At 71.4% G+C, this 18,701-nt stretch carries 12 protein-coding genes; 8 read left to right on the top strand and 4 right to left on the bottom strand.

What is annotated here, in order from left to right; all coding sequences use genetic code 11:
• Positions 1-175: 175 nt before the first annotated feature.
• From ACFXAZ_RS33090 to ACFXAZ_RS33060, 7 genes are all read left to right on the top strand, one after another.
• Positions 176-1,468 carry an ROK family protein gene (locus tag ACFXAZ_RS33090; RefSeq protein ID WP_384598657.1) on the top strand — a complete coding sequence of 431 codons (1,293 nt, stop codon included), beginning with the start codon at positions 176-178 and terminating at the stop codon, positions 1,466-1,468.
• Positions 1,465-2,778 (top strand): ABC transporter substrate-binding protein, encoded by a 1,314-nt coding sequence (locus ACFXAZ_RS33085; protein ID WP_384598655.1) that lies wholly within the window; start codon positions 1,465-1,467, stop codon positions 2,776-2,778. The genes ACFXAZ_RS33090 and ACFXAZ_RS33085 overlap by 4 nt, the downstream gene beginning before the upstream one ends.
• A gap of 142 nt (positions 2,779-2,920) precedes the next feature.
• Entirely contained in the window at positions 2,921-3,832 is a 912-nt protein-coding gene (locus ACFXAZ_RS33080; RefSeq protein WP_384598653.1) for a carbohydrate ABC transporter permease, read from the top strand.
• Positions 3,829-4,755 carry a carbohydrate ABC transporter permease gene (locus ACFXAZ_RS33075; protein WP_384598651.1) on the top strand — a complete coding sequence of 309 codons (927 nt, stop codon included), beginning with the start codon at positions 3,829-3,831 and terminating at the stop codon, positions 4,753-4,755. Before ACFXAZ_RS33080 ends, ACFXAZ_RS33075 begins: the two co-directional genes overlap by 4 nt.
• A 45-nt stretch (positions 4,756-4,800) precedes the next feature.
• The gene (locus ACFXAZ_RS33070) at positions 4,801-6,624 is read left to right on the top strand and encodes an alpha-galactosidase D (RefSeq protein ID WP_384598649.1); all 1,824 of its coding nucleotides are present in this window, start codon (positions 4,801-4,803) and stop codon (positions 6,622-6,624) included.
• 152 nt (positions 6,625-6,776) lie between these two features.
• Positions 6,777-9,209 (top strand): glycoside hydrolase N-terminal domain-containing protein, encoded by a 2,433-nt coding sequence (locus tag ACFXAZ_RS33065; protein WP_384598648.1) that lies wholly within the window; start codon positions 6,777-6,779, stop codon positions 9,207-9,209.
• A gap of 35 nt (positions 9,210-9,244) precedes the next feature.
• Positions 9,245-10,459, top strand: coding sequence for an SGNH/GDSL hydrolase family protein (locus tag ACFXAZ_RS33060; protein WP_384598674.1), 1,215 nt, complete (start codon positions 9,245-9,247; stop codon positions 10,457-10,459).
• A gap of 216 nt (positions 10,460-10,675) precedes the next feature.
• Here ACFXAZ_RS33060 and ACFXAZ_RS33055 read toward each other — a convergent pair whose 3' ends face one another.
• The 4 genes from ACFXAZ_RS33055 to ACFXAZ_RS33040 form a co-directional block, all read right to left on the bottom strand.
• Positions 10,676-13,690, bottom strand: coding sequence for an AAA family ATPase (locus ACFXAZ_RS33055; protein ID WP_384598646.1), 3,015 nt, complete (start codon positions 13,688-13,690; stop codon positions 10,676-10,678).
• Between the two features lie 173 nt (positions 13,691-13,863).
• A complete protein-coding gene (locus ACFXAZ_RS33050) occupies positions 13,864-14,214 on the bottom strand; it encodes a UBP-type zinc finger domain-containing protein (RefSeq protein WP_384598644.1) in 351 nt (116 codons plus the stop codon).
• The gene (locus tag ACFXAZ_RS33045) at positions 14,211-15,671 is read right to left on the bottom strand and encodes an ATP-binding protein (protein WP_384598642.1); all 1,461 of its coding nucleotides are present in this window, start codon (positions 15,669-15,671) and stop codon (positions 14,211-14,213) included. Before ACFXAZ_RS33045 ends, ACFXAZ_RS33050 begins: the two co-directional genes overlap by 4 nt.
• Positions 15,668-17,344 (bottom strand): FAD-dependent oxidoreductase, encoded by a 1,677-nt coding sequence (locus ACFXAZ_RS33040; RefSeq protein WP_384598640.1) that lies wholly within the window; start codon positions 17,342-17,344, stop codon positions 15,668-15,670. The genes ACFXAZ_RS33045 and ACFXAZ_RS33040 overlap by 4 nt, the downstream gene beginning before the upstream one ends.
• A gap of 244 nt (positions 17,345-17,588) precedes the next feature.
• On the opposite strand from ACFXAZ_RS33040, the gene ACFXAZ_RS33035 reads away from it, so the two are divergent.
• Positions 17,589-18,458, top strand: coding sequence for a universal stress protein (locus ACFXAZ_RS33035; RefSeq protein WP_384598638.1), 870 nt, complete (start codon positions 17,589-17,591; stop codon positions 18,456-18,458).
• Positions 18,459-18,701 lie beyond the last annotated feature (243 nt).

Here is an 18,701-nt window from a genome sequence, read left to right as displayed (position 1 = left end):
GCCTCACGTTCCAAGCTGGGCAGATGCTGCCGTCTAGAGAACGCGACCTTCGATCAGCTGTCAACGGGTGGATGAATCTCACAGTTTGCATGGCACAGGCCAGTCGTAATCAGAGTTTCAACTGATCCTGTTTCTTTCATTGACAGCAGAAAATAAGGGACCTAGGTTCCCGGCCATGCAGTCGCCCCCTCCTCCGACCTCTCCTCCGCTCCCGCCTTCAGGGCCTCCCGAGGCCTTTCCGGCGCAGACGCCGGCCGTCGCCCAGATCTTCACCACGCTGCTCTCGCACGGCCCCCTCACCCGTTCCGGGGTGGCCGAGCGCACCGGGCTGTCCGCCGCGGCGGTCACCAAGGCGGTCCGGCCGCTGATCGAGGCCGGGTATCTCGTGGAGGACACCGACGACGCCCGGCGGGCGCTGGGCCGCCCGTCCCACCCGGTGCGGGTCGACGCCGGACGGGCGCTGTTCATCGGGGTCAAGGCGACCGGGGACGAACTCATCGGCGTCCTCACCGACCTGTGCTGCCGCATCCGCGTCGCCCGGCACCTCCCGCTGACCGACCCGGCGCCCAAAGCCGTCCTCGCCGCCATCGCCGAACTCGTACGCGAACTGCGCACCGAGGCCGAGGGGTTCGGCGTCCCGGTGCTCGGCCTCGGGCTCGCCGTCTCCGGCGACGTCGACCGCGCCGAGGGCGTCGTACGCTACTCGCCGTTCCTGGAGTGGCGGGACGTGGCGCTCGCCGAACTCGCCTCCACGGCCACCGGGCTGCCGGTCACCGTCGAGAACGACGTCCGCGCCCTGACCGTCGCCGAGCAGTGGTTCGGCGCGGGTGTGGGCCTCAGGGACTTCGCTGTGGTCACCGTCGGCGCGGGCATCGGCTGCGGGCTCGTGGTGCACGGCCAGGTGGTCGCCGGGGCGCACGGCGTGGCCGGTGAGATCGGGCATGTCGCCATCGACCCGGCCGGCCCCCTGTGCCACTGCGGCAACCGCGGCTGCGTCGAGGCCATCGCCGCCGACACCGCCATCCTCGCCAGGATCCGGGAGACCACCGGCGCCGCCGTCGCCGACGCCGCCGAGGCCGTGGCCCTCGCCCACCAGGGCCACCCCGGGGTGCGCGAGGTGTACGCCGCCGCCGGGACCGCCATCGGACGCGGCATCGCCACCGTCGCCAATCTCTTCGGACCCGAGCGGGTGATCATCTCCGGCGAGGGCCTGGCCGCCTACGACCTGTTCGCCGAGCAGATCCGGGACACCTTCGCCGCCTACGCCTTCGGCTCCGCCGCCCGGTGCGACGTACAGACCCGCCCGCTGCCCTTCGAGGAGTGGGCGCGCGGCGCCGCCGCCACCGCCATCCAGAGCTTCATCCGATCGGACACCGCCTCGGACACCCACCGGCAGCGCGCCAACGGCGCTGCTCGGCGCCCCCAGCACGCGAACCAGCACGCGAACCAGCACGAGGAGCGACCATGACGCAGCAGAGCCGCATATCCCCGGTGGCGCAGGGCCCCGGCCGCCGCAGAGTCGTCGGCGGACTGTTCGGCCTGTCCGCCGCCGCCCTGGCCGCCCCGGTCCTCACCGCCTGCGGTGGCGGACCGGGTGCCGACCCCGACACCGTCACGTTCGGCTCCAACGGCGGCGACGCCACCCCGAAGAAGGCGTACGAGGCCGTCACCAAGGCGTTCACCGCCGACTCCGGGCTGACCGTGAAGACCAACGCGGTCGACCACGACACCTTCCAGACCAACATCACCAGCTACCTCCAGGGCACCCCGGACGATGTCTTCACCTGGTTCGCCGGCTACCGCATGCAGTACTTCGCGAAGAAGGGCCTGGCCAGCCCCCTCGACGACGTGTGGGACACCATCGGGTCCGGTTTCAGTGACGCCGCCAAGCAGCTCTCGCGCGGCGAGGACGGCAAGTACTACTTCGTCCCGCTGTACAACTACCCGTGGGCGGTGTTCTACCGGAAGAGCGTCTTCGCCGAGCGCGGCTACGAGGTCCCCGCCAAGTGGGACGAGTTCATCGCGCTGGCCAAGAAGATGAAGCAGGACGGCCTCGCCCCGGTCACCGCCGGCTACGGCGGCGGCGACAGCTGGTCCATCCTCGGTGCCTTCGACTATCTCGACCTGCGCGCCAACGGCTACGACTTCCACATGCAGCTGATGCGCGGCGAGGTCTCCTGGACCGACAAGCGGGCCGTGCGCATCTTCGACCTGTGGCGCGAGCTGGCCCCCTATTACCAGACGGGCGGCGGCGGCCGGTCCTGGCAGGACGCCGCACAGTCGCTCATCGACCAGAAGTCCGGCATGGCCGTCATCGGCCTGTTCATCGGCCAGCAGATCACCGACGAGGCGATCCGCGACGACCTCGACTTCTTCCCCTTCCCCGAGGTCGACAGCGCGCACGGCCTGACCGCCGTCGAGGCCCCCACCGACGGCTTCATGCTCAGCCGCGACCCCGAGAACGCCGACGGGGCCAAGAAGTTCCTGGAGTTCCTGGGCGGCGCCCGCGCCGAGGAGCTGTACATGGGCGTCGACCCCAGCAACCTCGCCGCCAACAGCCAGGCGAAGACCGCCTCGTACCACGCGCTCCAGACCAAGTCGGCCGAACTCATCGGCTCCGCCCAGCACATCAGCCAGTTCGCCGACCGGGACAGCGACCCCGGCTTCATCTCCACGGTCGTGCTGCCCGGCCTGGTCGAATGGCTCGGCCACCCCGACGACGGCACCGCCACCCTCAAGCAGATCGAGTCCCAGCGCTCGCGCTTCTTCACGTCCTGAGCGCCCGACAACTTGAGCGCCCGAACACCTTGAACCCCCGAACACCCTGAACGTCCGACTTCCTGAACGCCGAACTCCCTGAACTCCCGCGCGTCCGAACGTCCGAACGTCCTGGGCCCACCGGGACCGGAAAGGCTCCGCCGTGTCCTCCGCGACCTCCCCCGGGCGGCTGAGCCGGGGCGACCGTCTCTTCCTGGCGCTCGTCATCGGCCTGCCGCTGATCGCCCTGCTCGTCTTCGTCTGGCTGCCCGCCCTCGCCTCGGTCGCCCTGTCCTTCACCACCTGGGACGGCATCGACCTGGCCGACATCACCTGGACGGGCATCGAGAACTACACCCAGATCGTCACCAACTACCCGCCGCTGTGGCCGGCCGTCCAGCACAACGTGATCTGGCTGCTGTTCACGGCACTGCTGCCCACCCCGTTCGGCATGTTCCTCGCCTACCAGCTGGACAAGAAGATCCGGTTCACGAAGCTGTACCAGACCGCGATCTTCCTGCCGATGGTGCTGTCCCTCGCCGTCGTCGGGTTCATCTGGGAGATCATCTACAACCCCGACACCGGGCTGCTCAACAGCGTGCTCGGCGCCGTCGGGGCGAGCGGCACCATCGACTGGCTCGGCGACCCCGACCTCAATCTGTGGGCCGTCCTCGTCGCCTCCGGCTGGCGGCACACCGGCTACATCATGATCCTCTACCTGGCCGGCCTGAAGAGCGTCGACCCCGCCCTGCGCGAGGCCGCCGCCCTCGACGGCGCCAACGGCCGCCAGACCTTCTTCAAGGTCGTCTTCCCGGCCCTCAAACCCGTCAACGTCATCATCCTCGTGGTGACGGTCATGGAGTCACTGCGCGCCTTCGACATCGTGTACGTCCTCGGCGGCGGCACCGGCAGCAAACCCGGCATGGAACTGCTGTCCCTGCTCATCACCGACAACATCGTCGGCGAGGCCGGCCACATCGGCTACGGCTCCGCGCTCGCCGTGATCCTGCTGCTCGTCTCGCTCGCCGCGATCGGCACCTTCCTCGTCCAGACCTTCCGGAAGGAGGACCAGTGACCACGACCGTGCGCCGGCCCGCCTCCCGCCCCCGCTCCGGCGACCGGCAGCCGCACAGACCCGGCCCCTCCCGGCCCCCGCGCAACATCGGCCGCCATCTGCTGCTCGGCTCCGTCGCCGCGCTGTGGCTGATCCCGCTGCTGTGGGCCGTCTACACCTCGCTCAGGCCCTACGAGGACACCGCGAGCAACGGTTACTTCTCCTGGCCGAGCGGGCTGAGCCTGGCGAACTTCACCGACGCCTGGACCCAGTCCGGCATGCCGCACTTCTTCTGGAACTCGGTCCTGATCGCCGTACCGGCCGTGCTCGGCACCCTGCTGTTCTCCGCCGCCGTCGCCTTCTTCGTCTCCCGCTTCGACTTCCGCTTCAACCTCGCCCTGCTGATGCTGTTCACCGCGGGCAATCTGCTGCCCGCCCAGGTGCTCATCACCCCGCTGTACCGGCTGTACCTGAACCTTCCGCTGCCCTGGTGGATGAGCGACTCACTGCTGTTCTACGACTCGCTCTGGGGCATCATCGTGATCCACATCGCCTACCAGTGCGGCTTCTGCACCTTCGTCCTCAGCAACTACATGAAGACGATCCCCAAGGAGATCACCGAGGCCGCCCAGGTCGACGGAGCCCCCGTGTGGCGCCAGTTCTTCCAGATCATCCTGCCGCTGTGCCGCCCCGCCTTCGCCGCGCTGGCCACGCTGGAATCCATCTGGATCTACAACGACTTCTTCTGGCCGCTCATCCTCGTCGACACCGGCGACAAACGGCCCATCACCTCCGCGCTCGCCAATCTCCAGGGCGCGTACTTCACCAACCCCAATCTGGTCGCGGCCGGCGCACTGATGACCGCGATCCCCACGCTGCTGATCTACTTCGCGCTCCAGCGCCAGTTCATCAGCGGGCTCACCATCGGATCCAGCAAGGGCTGAGCCGCCCCGTATCCCTCGCCGCACCGAACCCTGGAGGTACGACCCATGCGGTCATCCTCGTCCTTCGCCATACCCGGACGCCGTCTCAGAGCCGCGCTCGTCCTGGCCCTCGCCGCCGGACTGACCACCGCCGTCCCCGCCGCACAGGCCGAGACCACCGCCGCCCCCGCGGCGGTCACCGAGGCCGCCGCCACCGACCTGGCAGCCAAGCCCTTCATGGGCTGGACCAGCTGGACCATGCAGTCGTCGAAGTACCCGGGCCTCAACCCCAACGGTGACTACAGCTATCTGTCCGAGGCGAACGTCATCAAGCAGACCGACGCCATGGCCGCCAAGCTCAAGAGCTACGGCTACGAATACATCAACATCGACGCCGGCTGGTGGATGGACTGGGACTGGACGCCGCGGTTCGATGAGTTCGGCCGCCAGCAGGCCGATCCCGTGCGCTTCCCCAGCGGGATGGAGGCCGTCGCCGACCGCATCCACTCCAAGGGCCTGAAGGCCGGCATCTACCTCCCCGTGGGCCTCCAGAAGGAGGCGTACAACAACGGTGACACACCGATCTGGAACGCCCCCGGCTGCACCACCGGCGACATCGTCCACGACGATCTGCGCACCACCAACGGCTGGGACAGCTCGTACAAGATCGACTTCTCCGATCCGTGCGGGCAGAAGTACATCGACTCCCAGGCCCAGATGTTCGCCGACTGGGGCTATGACTTCCTCAAGCTCGACGGGGTCGGACCCGGCTCCTTCAAATCCGGCGACAACTACGACAATGTCGCCGACGTGGCCGCCTGGCAGCAGGCCATCGAGACCGCGGGCCGCCCGATCCACCTCGAACTGTCCTGGTCGCTGGCCTACGCGAACGTCGACGACTGGCAGCAGTACTCCAACGGCTGGCGCATCGACACCGATGTCGAGTGCTACTGCAACACCCTGGTCACCTGGGAGAACTCGGTCGACGACCGCTGGGACGACACCCCGGCCTGGACCGACCACGCCGGACCCGGCGGCTGGAACGACCTCGACTCCCTCAACGTCGGCAACGGCGAGATGGACGGCCTCACCAAGGCCGAACGGCAGAGCTACGCCACCCTGTGGGCCATCGCCAAGTCCCCCCTCTACACCGGCGACGACCTCACCAAGCTCGACTCCTACGGCCTGTCGCTGCTGACCAACCGCGAGGTCATCGCGATCAACCAGTCCAGCGCGCCGCCCGCCGAGCCCGTCACCGCCGGTGACCCGCAGCAGGTGTGGGCCGCGAAGAACCCCGACGGCACCTACACCGTCGCCCTGTTCAACCTCTCCGACGCCCCCGCCCAGGTCACCGCCGACTGGGGCACCCTCGGCCTCACCGGCAAGGCGTCGGTGCGCGACGTGTGGAACAAGGAGAACCTCGGCACCTACACCGACAAGATCACCCAGGCGCTGCCCGCCCACGGCTCCCGGCTGTTCACCATCACCCCGCGCAATGCCTCGGCCCTCGCCTACACCACCATCGAGGCCGAGGCGTCCGGCAACACCCTCGGCGGCAACGCCTCCCCGGCCGACTGCTCCGCCTGCTCCGGCGGCAAGAAGGTCGGCAACCTCTACGTCGGCGGCAAGCTCACCGTCAACAACGTGACGGTGGCCAAGGCCGGCACCTACCAGGTCAAGGTCACCTACGTCAGCGGCGACGCCCGCTCGGCCCTGGTCTCCGCGAACGGCGGCGGCGCCACCTCGCACAAGTTCCCGTCCACGGGCGACTGGGGGACCGTCAACACCGTCCATGTGCCGGTGAAGCTCAAGGCCGGGACCAACACGATCACGTTCGACAGCGGCAACGGCTACGCGCCGGACATCGACCGGATCGACGTACCGAAGTAGCCCTCCCGGCAGTCCTGGTCCACGCCGGACACCGACCGCGCCGACGCGCCGGAGCAACCCCCCGCAGTCCTGGTTTCCCTCCGTCCTTCTCCGGGGGCCCGGCGCCATGCCGTGCCGGGCCCCCGCCCCCGACGTACCCGGAGCCGCACATCATGCACAGCACACCGAACGAGCCGAGCACCGACGCGAGCCCCCCCTCGGGTGAGCCGGGGTCTCGCCCGACCGCGCCGAGCAGAAGAACCGTTCTGTCGGCCGCCACCACCGCCGGACTCACCGCCGCCCTCGCCACCCTCCCCGTCTTCACCGCCTCCGCCGCGCCTGTGGCCCGCCCCGCCCAGGCTCCCGAGACCGGCGGAGCCGCCCGCACCCAGCTGTGGTGGCAGGCCCCCGGCGACGAGGGCTCCCTCATCGAACAGGGACTGCCCGTCGGCAACGGCCGCATCGGCGCCCTCGCGAGCAACGACCCCGGCAAGGAACTGCTGCTGATCACCGACGCCACCATGTGGACCGGCGGTCTCAACGACACCCTCGACAAGGACGGCCAGTTCCCCTACGGCCGCGCCGACTTCGGCTCCTTCACCCTGCTCGCCCGGCTCACCGTCGACATCCCCGACCACGACCTCGGCGGCGTCCACACCTACCGCCGCACCCTGGACCTAGCCCAGGGCCTGGCCGGCGCCTCCTACATCCGCTCCGGAGTCACCTACCGGCGCGAGATGTTCGCCAGCCACCCCGACGACGTGATCGTCCTGCGCTTCACCCAGAGCGGCGGCGGACGCTACACCGGCAGCATCACCCTCACCGGCACCCACGGCGAGACCTCCACCGCCGCCGAGCACTTCGGCGCCAGCCTCGCCAACGGCCTGCGCTACGGCGCCGCGCTCAAGGCCCGCGGCAACGGCGGCAAGGTCACCGTCACCGGAACCCGCGTCGACTTCGCCGACTGCAAGGAACTGACCGTCGTCGTCAGCGCGGGCACCAACTACGCCCCGAACGCCGCCGCCGGGTTCCGCGACCCCGGCCTCGACCCCCAGCGCCTCGCCCGCACCAAGGCCGCCGACGCCATCTCGGAGTCGTACGACGCCCTGCGCCGCACCCATGTCGCCGATCACCGCTCGCTGTTCGACCGGCTCGACCTCTCGCTCGGCACCTCCACCGCCGAACAGCGCGAGCTGGACACCTGGGAGCGGCTGCGCGCCCGTCACACCGATATCGTGCCCGACCCGGAACTGGAGGCGGCCTATTTCCACTTCGGCCGCTATCTGATGATCACCGGCTCCCGCGACAGCCTCCCGCTCAACCTCCAGGGCCTGTGGCTGGACGGCAACGACCCGGACTGGATGGGCGACTACCACACCGACATCAACATCCAGATGAACTACTGGATGGCCGACCGCACCGGACTCTCCCCCTGCTTCGACGCCTACACCGACTACTGTCTGGCCCAGCTCCCCTCCTGGACCGAGCTGACGAAACGACTCTTCAACGACCCCCGCAACCGCTACCGCAACTCCACCGGCAAGATCGCCGGCTGGACCGTCGCCATCTCCACCAACCCCTACGGCGGAGGCGGCTGGTGGTGGCACCCGGCGGGCAACGCCTGGCTCGTCAACAGCCTCTTCGAGCACTACGAGTACACCCAGTCCCGCACCTACCTCGCCAAGATCTACCCCCTGCTCAAGGGCGCCTGCGAGTTCTGGGAATCCCGGCTGCTCACCCACACCCTCCCCGGCACCACCAAGGAGGTGCTGATCGCCGACAGCGACTGGTCGCCCGAGCACGGCCCGCTCGACGCCAAGGGCATCACCTACGCCCAGGAACTGGTGTGGGCGCTGTTCGGCAACTTCGCCGCCGCCTGCGCCCTCCTCAAGAAGGACACGTCGTACGCCGCCACCATCGCGGGCCTGCGCAAGCGGCTCTATCTGCCGGAGGTCAGCCCCACCACCGGCTGGCTCCAGGAGTGGATGTCCCCCGACAACCTCGGTGAGACCACCCACCGCCATCTGTCCGGCCTCGTCGGCCTGTTCCCCGGCGACCGCATCCGCCCCGACGGCTCCACCCCCAAGGAGATCGTCGACGGCGCCACCGCCCAGCTCACCGCGCGCGGCATGAACAGCTTCGGCTGGGCCAACGCCTGGCGCAGCCTGTGCTGGGCCCGCCTCAAGAACGCCGACCACGCGTATCAGCTCGTCATCAACAACCTCCGCCCGTCCAGCGACGGCGGCAACGGCACCGCCTTCAACCTCTTCGACATCTACGAGGTGGAATCGGGCCGTGGCATCTTCCAGATCGACGCCAACTTCGGCACCCCGGCCGCGATGACCGAGATGCTGCTGTACTCGCGGCCCGGCCATATCGAGGTGCTCCCCGCTCTGCCCGACGCCTGGGCCGCCACCGGGCACCTCAACGGGGTCGCCGCACGCGGCGGCTTCGTGGTCGACCTGGCCTGGCGGGACGGCAAGCCGACCACCGTGAAGATCCGCAGTGTCGGCGGACGCACGACGACCGTCGAGTTCGCGGGCACGACCCGCAACGTCAGCCTCGCGTCCGGGCAGTCCGTCACGCTGAAGGACCTCGCCCGGTGAGGCCACGGATCGGGTCCCTGTGCGGGGCACTCATGATGCTGCTCGCGCTGATCGTGCCGAGCGGGCAGGCGATGGCCGCCGCGCCCGCCGCGCCCGCCGGGGCCGTCACCGCCGGCACGACCGCCGCCACGGCCGCGTCCGCGAGCCGCCACGATGTGGTCACCTGGGGCGCCAGCGCCCAGGACGTCGGCACCGGCGTCGCGGACCGTGCCTTCCGGCTCGTGGTCCGCACCAGCGTCGGCGGCGACAATCTGCGGATCCGGCTGTCCAACGCCTTCGGCGACCGGCCGGTGACCTTCGACAACGTCTACGCGGGCCGCCAGAAGACGGGCGCGGAGCTGGTCCGGGGCAGCAACAAGCCCCTCACCTTCAACGGCTCCCGGTCGGTCACCATCCCCGCCGGGGGGTCCGTGTACAGCGACCCGCTGCCCGGCAAGCTGCCCGCCCAGACCAATCTGGTCGTCAGCGTCCACAGCCCCGACGCGGCCGGCCGGATGACCGGACACGGCATGGCCATGCAGACCAACTACTACACCGAGGGCGACCACACCGCCGAGGAGTCCGCCGCGAACTGGGGCAGTCAGACCGGCTCCTGGTTCTACCTCGACGCCGTGACCGTACGCACCAGCTCCTCGATCGGCGCGGTGGTCACCCTCGGCGACTCCATCACCGACGGCTGGCAGTCCTCGACCGACCTCAACCGCCGCTGGCCCGACTATCTCGCCCGCCGCCTGAGCACCTCCACCGCGACGACTGTCGAGGGCGTCGCCAACGAGGGCATCTCCGGCAACAAGGTGCTCGCCGACGGCGCCGGGGTCAGCGCCCTGAACCGGCTGGACCGCGATGTCCTGTCCCAGCCGGGCGTGCGGACCGTGTTCCTCTTCGAGGGCATCAACGACATCAAGGCCCACAGCGGAGTCACCGCCGAGGACCTGATCGCCGGGTACCGGGAGATCATCGACCGGGCGCGCGCCGAGGGCCTGTGCGTCGTCGGCGCCACGGTCGGCCCGTACAAGGGCTGGTACGAATGGGACGCGGCCGGAGAGGCCGTACGGCAGGAGGTGAACGCCTTCATCCGCGACAGCGGCGAGTTCGACGCCGTCGCCGACTTCGACCGGGCGCTGCGCAGCCCCTACGACCAGGAACGGATACTGCCGTTCCTCGACAACGGCGACCATCTGCACCCCAACGACAAGGGGATGCAGGTGATGGCCGACACGGTCGATCTGAACAGCCTGGACTGCTCCTGAGCGAGCGGCCCCTCTGACGCTGTCGGCTCAGCCCGGGCTGCTGCTTCCGACCGGAGCGGCCCCCCGGCGCAGTACGCCTCGTCTGGGCCGCTTTCGACCGGAGTGGCTTCCTGGGCGCGGTCGGCCTGGCCCGGGCTGCTTCCGACCGGAGTGGCGCTGTCGGCGGCCCGGACCGCTCCTGAGCGGAGCGGCCCCGGGCGCCGACGTACCGACGCCCTAGCCGGAGGCGGTGCGGTCCGGTGTGATCAGCCCCCGCTGATACGCGACCGCCACCGCCTCCGTGCGGCTCGCCGCGCCCAGTTTGGCGAGGATGTTGGAGACATGCACGCTCGCCGTCTTGCCGGTGATGAACAGCTCCTCACCGATCTGCCGGTTGCTGCGGCCGAGGGCGAGCAGCCGCAGCACCTCCCGCTCACGGGCCGTCAGCGGCGACGCACCGGACGCACCGGGCACACCCGAGGTACCGGCCGACCCCGTCGACCCGCCGTCCAGGAGCCGCCCCCGGCGGATCAGCGCATCCACCTGCTCAAGCAGCACCGTCGCCTTGAGCGTCACCGCGGTCTCCCGCGCAGCCCGCGCCTGCTCCGCCGCCTCCTCGCGCCGCTCGGCGACCAGCAGCGCCTCCGCCAGTCTCAGCCGGCAGCGGGCCCGTTCATAGACATCGCCGAAGCCGAAGGCCTCGACCGCCTTCTCCCACAGCGCCGGGTCCGGGCCGGTGACCGTCCGTACCAGGTCGGCCTCCGCGCGGGCCAGCCAGGCCATGCCCTCCGGGCCCTGCGGGACGCCCACCTCGCCGTGCTCGGCGGTGACCCTGGCCAGCTCGACCAGCTCCGTCGCGATCGGCGTCCAGCGCGCCACCCCGGCCGGATCCCCGCTGCGCCGCAGCGCGACGGCCCGGTCCGAGACCGCCGACAGGGCCAGCGCGGCGAGCCGCACCGACGCGTCGGGCGGGGTGCCCGCCTCGTCCGACAGCGCCTCGACCATGGACCGCGCCCGCGCCACCGCCTCCTCGGCGTCACCGCGCTGGGCCGCCGCCACGATCAGCGCGCTCGCCGCCACCAGATGCCCCATCCAGTCGAACGGCCCCCGCAACAGGGCGACCGCCGCCTCCTCCACGGCGTCGGTCTCACCGCGCGCGAGCCGCACATACAGCGCGGGCGCCATCGTGTAGGCACCCGCCGACGCCAGCAGCTCGCTGTCGACGCGCGACGCGGCCAGACACGCGTCCCACCGCCCCAGCATGTACAGCACCAGCAGCTGGAGATAGCGCATCTCCAGCGGGTACGGCGAGGACAGCATGCCCGCCCGGCGCGCCCGGTCCAGGCCCTCGGCCACCCACGGAAGACACTCCTCCAGCGCGCCGCTCTCGAAACTCCCGACCGCGAGATTGAACAGCGCCCGCATCTCCACCGGCGTGTTGCCCGCCGCGCGGGCCAGCTCACGGGCCTCCTTGAGCCGCTCCATGCCCTCCGGAGTACGCCGCCCGCCCTCGGACGCCACCAGCGAGATCAGCAGATCCGCGCGGGCGTCCGCGAGGCCCAGCCGCTCGGCGACCGGCAGCGCCCTGCGCCCGATCTCCAGCGCCGTACGGCTGTCACCCACCATGCGGGCCGCCGACACATGTGTGGCCGCCGCCCACACCCACGTCGGTGACGGCGGGTCGGCCGGGATCAGCTCCAGCGCCTCGCTGCTGTAGGCGAACGCGGACGCCATGTGGTCGACGCGCATCAGATTCCCGGCCAGGGTGTAGCGCACGCGCGCGGCCAGCTCCGAGTCCGCGTCCTGCCCGACCCCGGCGACCGCGCCGCGCGCCAGGGACACCGCCCGGTGCCCGTCCCCGGCGTGCGCGGCGGCTGCCGACGCGCGCAGCGTCAGCGCGATCCGGTCGACGCCCTCACCTGACGGCCGGGCGTCCGCGTCCACCGCCGACCACAGCTCCAGCACGGCCTCCAGATGCCGCAGCTCCTCGGCGGGCGCCCCCACCCGCCGGGCGTGATCGGCCGCCTCCAGCGACGCGGCGAACGCCTCGGCCAGATCATGGCTCTCCCGGGAGTGGTGGGCCCGCTCGGCGGCGCTCTCCGCCGTACGGCCCCGGGCCCCGAGCACCCGGGCGAACGTGCCGTGCAGCCGGGACCGCTCGCCCGGCAGCAGATCGGCGTAGACCGCCTCCCGCGCGAGGGCGTGCCGGAAGGCGTACGTGTCGTCGTCGCCCGGCAGCAGCAACTGCCGCCCGACCGCCTCCCGCAACGCCTCCTCCAGTACGTCGTCCGGCAGCCCGACCGCCTCGCGCAGCGTGTCGTGCGCCACCCGCCGCCCGGCCACCGCCGCCGTGCGCAGCACCTGCTGCGCGGTGTCGGACAACTGCTCGAACCGGATGAGCAGGACGTCCGCCAGCCCGCTCGGCACCCCGCCGTCCCCGGAACCGGTGGCCGCCAGCAACTCCTCCGCGTAGAAGGCGTTGCCCTCCGCGCGCTCCACGATCCGGCGCAGCGTGGCGTCCGGCAGCGGCTCCCCGCGCAGCCCACGCACCAGCGTGGCCACCTCGGCGTCCGGCATGGGCCGCAGCTCCAGCCGCTCCACCGACGGCAGTCGCACCAGCTCGGCGAGGAGCGGGCGCAGCGGATGACGGCGGTGCAGATCGTCCGCGCGGTACGACGCCAGCACCGCGAGCCGGTGGGTGGGGGCGCCGCCCGCCGCCCGCTGGAGAACACCCCGGCTCAGCAGGAACCGCAGCAGGTCCCGCGACGACTGATCGGCCCAGTGCAGATCCTCCAGGACCAGCAGCAGCGGCGCCCGCTCGGCCAGCTCCGCCAGCAGCGCGGCCATCCCCTCGAACAGCCGCAGCCGCGCCCCGCCGGATCGCTCCCGCGCGTCCCCCTCGCCCCGCTCCTCCGCTCCGCCGCCCAGCAGCCGCCCGGCGACGGGATGGCCGGCCAGCACCGGGGCGAACCGCTCGTCACCGGCCAGCGCGCCCAGCATCTCCGTGAACGGCAGATACGGCAGCCCCACGTCCCCCAGATCCACGCAGTGCCCCACGAGCACGGTCATCCCGTCCCGCGCGGCCCGCCCGGCGACCTCCTCCAGCAGCCGGGTCTTCCCCACCCCGGCATCCCCGCCGACCAGCACGGCCCACGCCTGCCCACCCCGGGCCCGCCCGAGCACCCCGGAAAGCCGGGACAACTCGTCGTCCCTCCCCACGAGGGCCGAGGACCTGAAAGCGACGTGCGACATGCCCCCCATCCTGCCACCGCCCCCTGACAAGGCCGCAGCCACGACGAACGCCCACTGATCACGCCGCCGACTCCATCGTCGTCAGGGGCGCGGGGAACTGCGCGACCGGCCACGGACAACCCGCACCCGCCCCTCAGCGGCACCCCCCGAGCTACCGGGCGCTCAAACCTCCGTCACTGATGCAACCCCCGAGCCCAGTCGTCCGGCACCCGCCCCGCCGGTCCAGGCGTCGGCTGTCCCACCGGATGACTCACCGGCGGAGCCAACTCCGGCCCCGAGTCGAACAGCTCGGACGTCTCGTAGTTCCAGAACCACCCCTCACCCGGCTCATAGCTCCGCACCAGCGGATGCCCCGTCGCCTTGAAGTGCGCGGTGGCGTGCTGCGCGGGCGAAGAGTCACAGCACCCGACATGCCCGCACTGCGCACACCGCCGCAGATGGAACCACCACCCGCCGACCGCGTCACAGTCCACGCACCCGTCCCCGCTGGGCGCCACACTCGGGTCGAGTCCGGTCACAGTCATACGGATTCCTCCGGTGTCTCGTCGTCCTCGGCGGTCAGTGGCAGCAGCACCCGGAACCGGGTGTCCCCCGGCACCGACTCGACCAGCAGACTCCCGTGGTGCTTGTTGACCACGATCCGCCAGGAGATGTCGAGCCCGAGCCCGGTGCCCTCGCCGACCGGCTTGGTGGTGAAGAACGGATCGAAGATCCGGTCCTTGATCTCCGGCGCCACCCCCGGCCCGGTGTCCTGGAACTCCACCAGCAGCCGGTCCCCGTCCTTCGCCGTCCGCACGGTCAGCGTGCCGTCCCCGCCCGCGCTGCCGATCGCCCCGACGGCGTTGTCGATCAGGTTGGTCCACACCTGGTTCAGCTCCGCCGGGTACGCGGGGATCTCCGGGAGCGTCCGGTCGTACTCCTTGACGACCTTGATCCGCTGCCCGATCTTGCCGCTGAGCATCACCAGGGTGCTGTCCAGGAGTTCGTGCACATCGGCCATCCGGTACGGGGCCCGGTCCAGCTGGGAGTACTGCTTGGCCGCGTCGACCAGATGGGAGATGCGGTTGGTGGAGTCCTCGATCTCGCACATCAGCAGCTCGGTCTCGACCGTGTAGTTGAGCCAGCCGATCGCGCCGGAGAGGATCTCCGGTTCCACGGCCGCCTGCACCTGGTCCAGCCAGTCCGTGTCGAGCCCGGCCTGCACGAAGGTGGGCGCGAGCCGCCAGCCGTCCTCGATGCCATGGGCGTCGAGCCAGTCGGACAGCTCGTCCTCGCGGTCGGCCGCCTCCAGCGGGCTCAGCGTCGGCGCCTTCGCGACCCGCTCCGCCGTGCGCTCCTGGATCTCGATGAGCCCGGTCAGCGCCTCGCGCGTGTACGGCCCGGCGGAGATCACGGCGAGCTTGTGCCGCATCTTCGCGACCCGCTCCCGCAGCGTGGAGGTGGCCCGTACGGCCGCCGCGGCGGGGTTGTTCAGCTCATGCGTGAGGCCCGCCGACAGGGAGCCCAGAGCCAGCAGCCGCTCCCGCTGCCCGATCACCCGCTGGCTGTTCTTCGACCCGAAGAACAGCCCCTCCAGCAGATGGACGGCCATCGGGAACCACTCGTGCATGACACTCGCGAACGTCTCCGCGGGCAGCACGAAAAACCGGGTCGGCTCGGTCACCCGCATCGCGTTGTTGTAGACCTGCGCCACCCGGTCCTCGCCGATGTACGCCTGCATGGCACCCGCGTACACCCCGCGCTGCGTGGTACGGATGACCTCCACGTCGTCGGCGCCGACCTTGCGCGACAGCACCACCGTGCCGTCGAGCAGCACGTAGAAGCAGGTCGCCGGGTCGCCCTCGGCGTACACAGGGCCCGGCTCGAACCGCTCCACCCGCCCCTCGCTGCACAGCCGCCCGAGCTGCTCGGGGCTCAGCTTCTCGAACAGGAAGAGCGTGCTGATCTCCCGTGGACTGCACGGCTGCGGAATTCCGCTCATGACTGCTCCAGATACCGGTGGACGAGCATCACGGCCATGGCGCCCTCGCCGACCGCCGACGCGACCCGCTTCGCGGACTCCGCCCGCGCGTCGCCCGCCACGAACACGCCCGGGATGTTGGTCTCCAGGTGGTACGGCGGCCGGTCCAGCTCCCAGTCCGCCGGGGGCCGCCCGTCGGGCGTCAGATCGGGCCCGGCGAGGATGAAGCCGCGCTTGTCGCGCAGCACCGACCCGGCCAGCCAGTCCGTCAGCGGTGCCGCGCCGATGAACACGAACAGCCACTTCGCGTCGACGAGTTCACTGCCCCCGGTCGCCACATCGCGCAGCGTGAGCTGCTCCAGCTCCGCACCGCCGTGCGCCGAGTCCACCACCGTGTTGCAGCGCACGGAGATGTTCGGCGCCTCGTTGACCTGCTGGATCAGATAGTGCGACATCGACGCGGACAGATCCGGGCCGCGCACCAGCAGCGTCACCGACTTCGCCCCGCGCGCGAGATACATCGCCGCCTGGCCCGCCGAATTGGCGCCGCCCACGATGTACACGTCCTGCCCCTGGCAGGACGCCGCCTCGGTCAGCGCCGACCCGTAGAACACCCCGCAGCCGGTCAGATCGGGCAGGCCGGGCGCCTGCAACTGGCGGTACGACACGCCGGTCGCCAGGATCACGCTGTGCGCCGCGATCTGCGTACCGTCGGCGAACCGCACGGTACGCGCCGCCCCGTTCGCCTCCAGGCCGGTCACCTCCCGCGCGGTGAGGATCTCGGCGCCGAACTTCGCCGCCTGCCGCCGCGCCCGGTCGGTGAGCTGCGCCCCCGACACACCGTCGGGGAAGCCCAGGTAGTTCTCGATGCGGGACGACTGCCCGGCCTGGCCGCCGGTCGCCTCCCGCTCCACCAGCACCGTGCGCAGCCCCTCCGACGCCCCGTAGACGGCCGCGCCCAGCCCGGCCGGGCCGCCGCCGATCACCACCAGGTCGTAGAAGTCGGCCGCCGGAGTGGTGGCGAGGCCCACCTTCGCGGCCAGCTCCGGCGCGTCCGGCTCGATCATCGTCTCCCCGTCGGGCGTGATGACCAGCGGCAGCCGCCGCCCGTCCGCGCCCGCGGCGGCCAGCAGCCGCTGCCCCTCCGGCTCGTCCGCCGAGTACCAGCGGTACGGCACCTGGTTGCGGGCCAGGAACTCGCGCGCGTCCGAGGAGCGGGCCGAGAAGCGGTGCCCGACGACCTTGGTGCTGGGCACCGGCTTGTAGTCGCTGGAGCGCCACGCCGTCAGCAGATCGTCCAGGACCGGGTAGAGCTTCTCCTCCGGCGGGTCCCAGGGCTTGAGGAGATAGTGGTCCAGGTCGACGACATTGATCGCGTCGATGGCCGCGCTGGTGTCCGCGTACGCCGTCAGCAGCACGCGCCGCGCGCCCGGGTACACGTCCAGGGCCTGTTCCAGGAACTCGATGCCGTTCATCTGCGGCATCCGGTAGTCGGCGAGGATCACGGCCACCAGGTCGCCGCGGAGCTTCAGCTCCCGCAGCGCGTCCAGCGCCGACTCGCCGGACTCCGCGCGGACGATCCGGTACGACTCGCCGTAGCGCCGCCGGAGGTCGCGTGCGACGGCGCGCGAGACCCCCGGATCGTCGTCGACGGTCATGATGACGGTCCGCGCCGTATCGGCGGCCTGTGCCATACCTCTCCCACCCCGAGCGGATCACGATCCCCCGCGCGGCGAACCTGTCCGACCGCGCCGGTTCCCGCCCATCGTATGTTCGATCGCCCCGCTTCGCTCGGGTACGCCCGGCTGTCGGCGCGGGGCGGCCCCGGGCGCACCGGGGCTCCGGTTCCGGCGCTCGCGCTCCCCGTGTCGGGTGCGGCGACCGTCGTGGGGAAGACTGGGGGCCACGTTCGTGATCTCGACAGAAGGAGGCAGCCGGATGACGCGCCCGGTCACGGCAGGGGTGGACGGATCGGACGAGAGCCTGGCGGCGCTCGCCTGGGCCGCGCGGGAGGCCGTCCGGCGCGATCTCGCGCTGCGGGTGGTGCACGCCTGGCGGCACGAGGAGCACGCGGTGATCGCCGGGGACCGTGACGAGCAGGAGCGCTGGGCGCGCGAGGCCGCCGAGGAGGCGGTGCGCGGTGTCACCGGCCGGCACACCGGACTGGAGGTGTCCGTCGAGGTCACCGAGGGCGTCCCGGCGGACACGCTGGTGGCCGCCGCGCGGGACGCCGAGCTGCTGGTGCTGGGCTCGCGCGGACACGGGCAGGTGGTGGGCTTCCTCATCGGGTCCGTCGGTCAGCAGGTGATCGCCGAGGCCACCCGGCCCGTCGTCCTCGTCCGGGCCGGTGACCGGCCGACGGCGGAGGTCGCCGGGCACGAGATCGTGGTCGGCCAGGAGGGCGCCCCCGAGGACAGCGCCGCCGTCCTGGAGTTCGCCTTCACCACGGCCGCGGCACGCGGCGCGAGCGTCCGCGCGGTACGCGCCTGGACCCTGCCGCCCGTCTACTCCTACAACCCCGCCGCCATGAAACTCCTGGACGACGCGGGCGGCCCCGAGCCGTACGAGCGGCAGGCCCTCGCCGAGGCACTGCGGCCCTGGCGCGAGCGCTTCCCCGGCGTGCATGTCATCGAGCACGTGGAGATGGGCAGCGCGGGTCAGGTCCTGCTGTCGCTGGCGCGCGGCACCCAGCTCCTGGTCGTCGGCCGCCGCGCCCGCCGTACCGCCGTGGGCGCCCGGATCGGCTCGGTCGCCCACGGCGTGCTGCACCACGCGGAGTGCCCGGTGGCGGTGGTCCCGGCGGCGTGAGCCGCCGCCTGCCGCCCGGCGGCGGTACGAGCCACGGCCCGGCGCCAGCCACCCGCCGCCGGACGGCCACCTTCCGCCACCCCCTGCCGCTCGCCCCCTGCCCTGTGGCCACCTTCCGCTGCCCTGCGGCTACCTTCCGCTGCCTGCTGCCTGCTGCCTGCTGCCTGCTGCCTGCTGCCTGCTGCCTGCTGCCTGCTGCCTGCTGCCTGCTGCCTGCTGCCTGGCACTGGCCGCCCGCCTTCC

Source organism: Streptomyces sp. NPDC059477, from assembly GCF_042749375.1.
Lineage (GTDB): Bacteria > Actinomycetota > Actinomycetes > Streptomycetales > Streptomycetaceae > Streptomyces.
The sequence above is the reverse complement of the archived record's forward strand: the minus strand, read 5'-3'. Positions and strand labels throughout refer to the sequence as shown.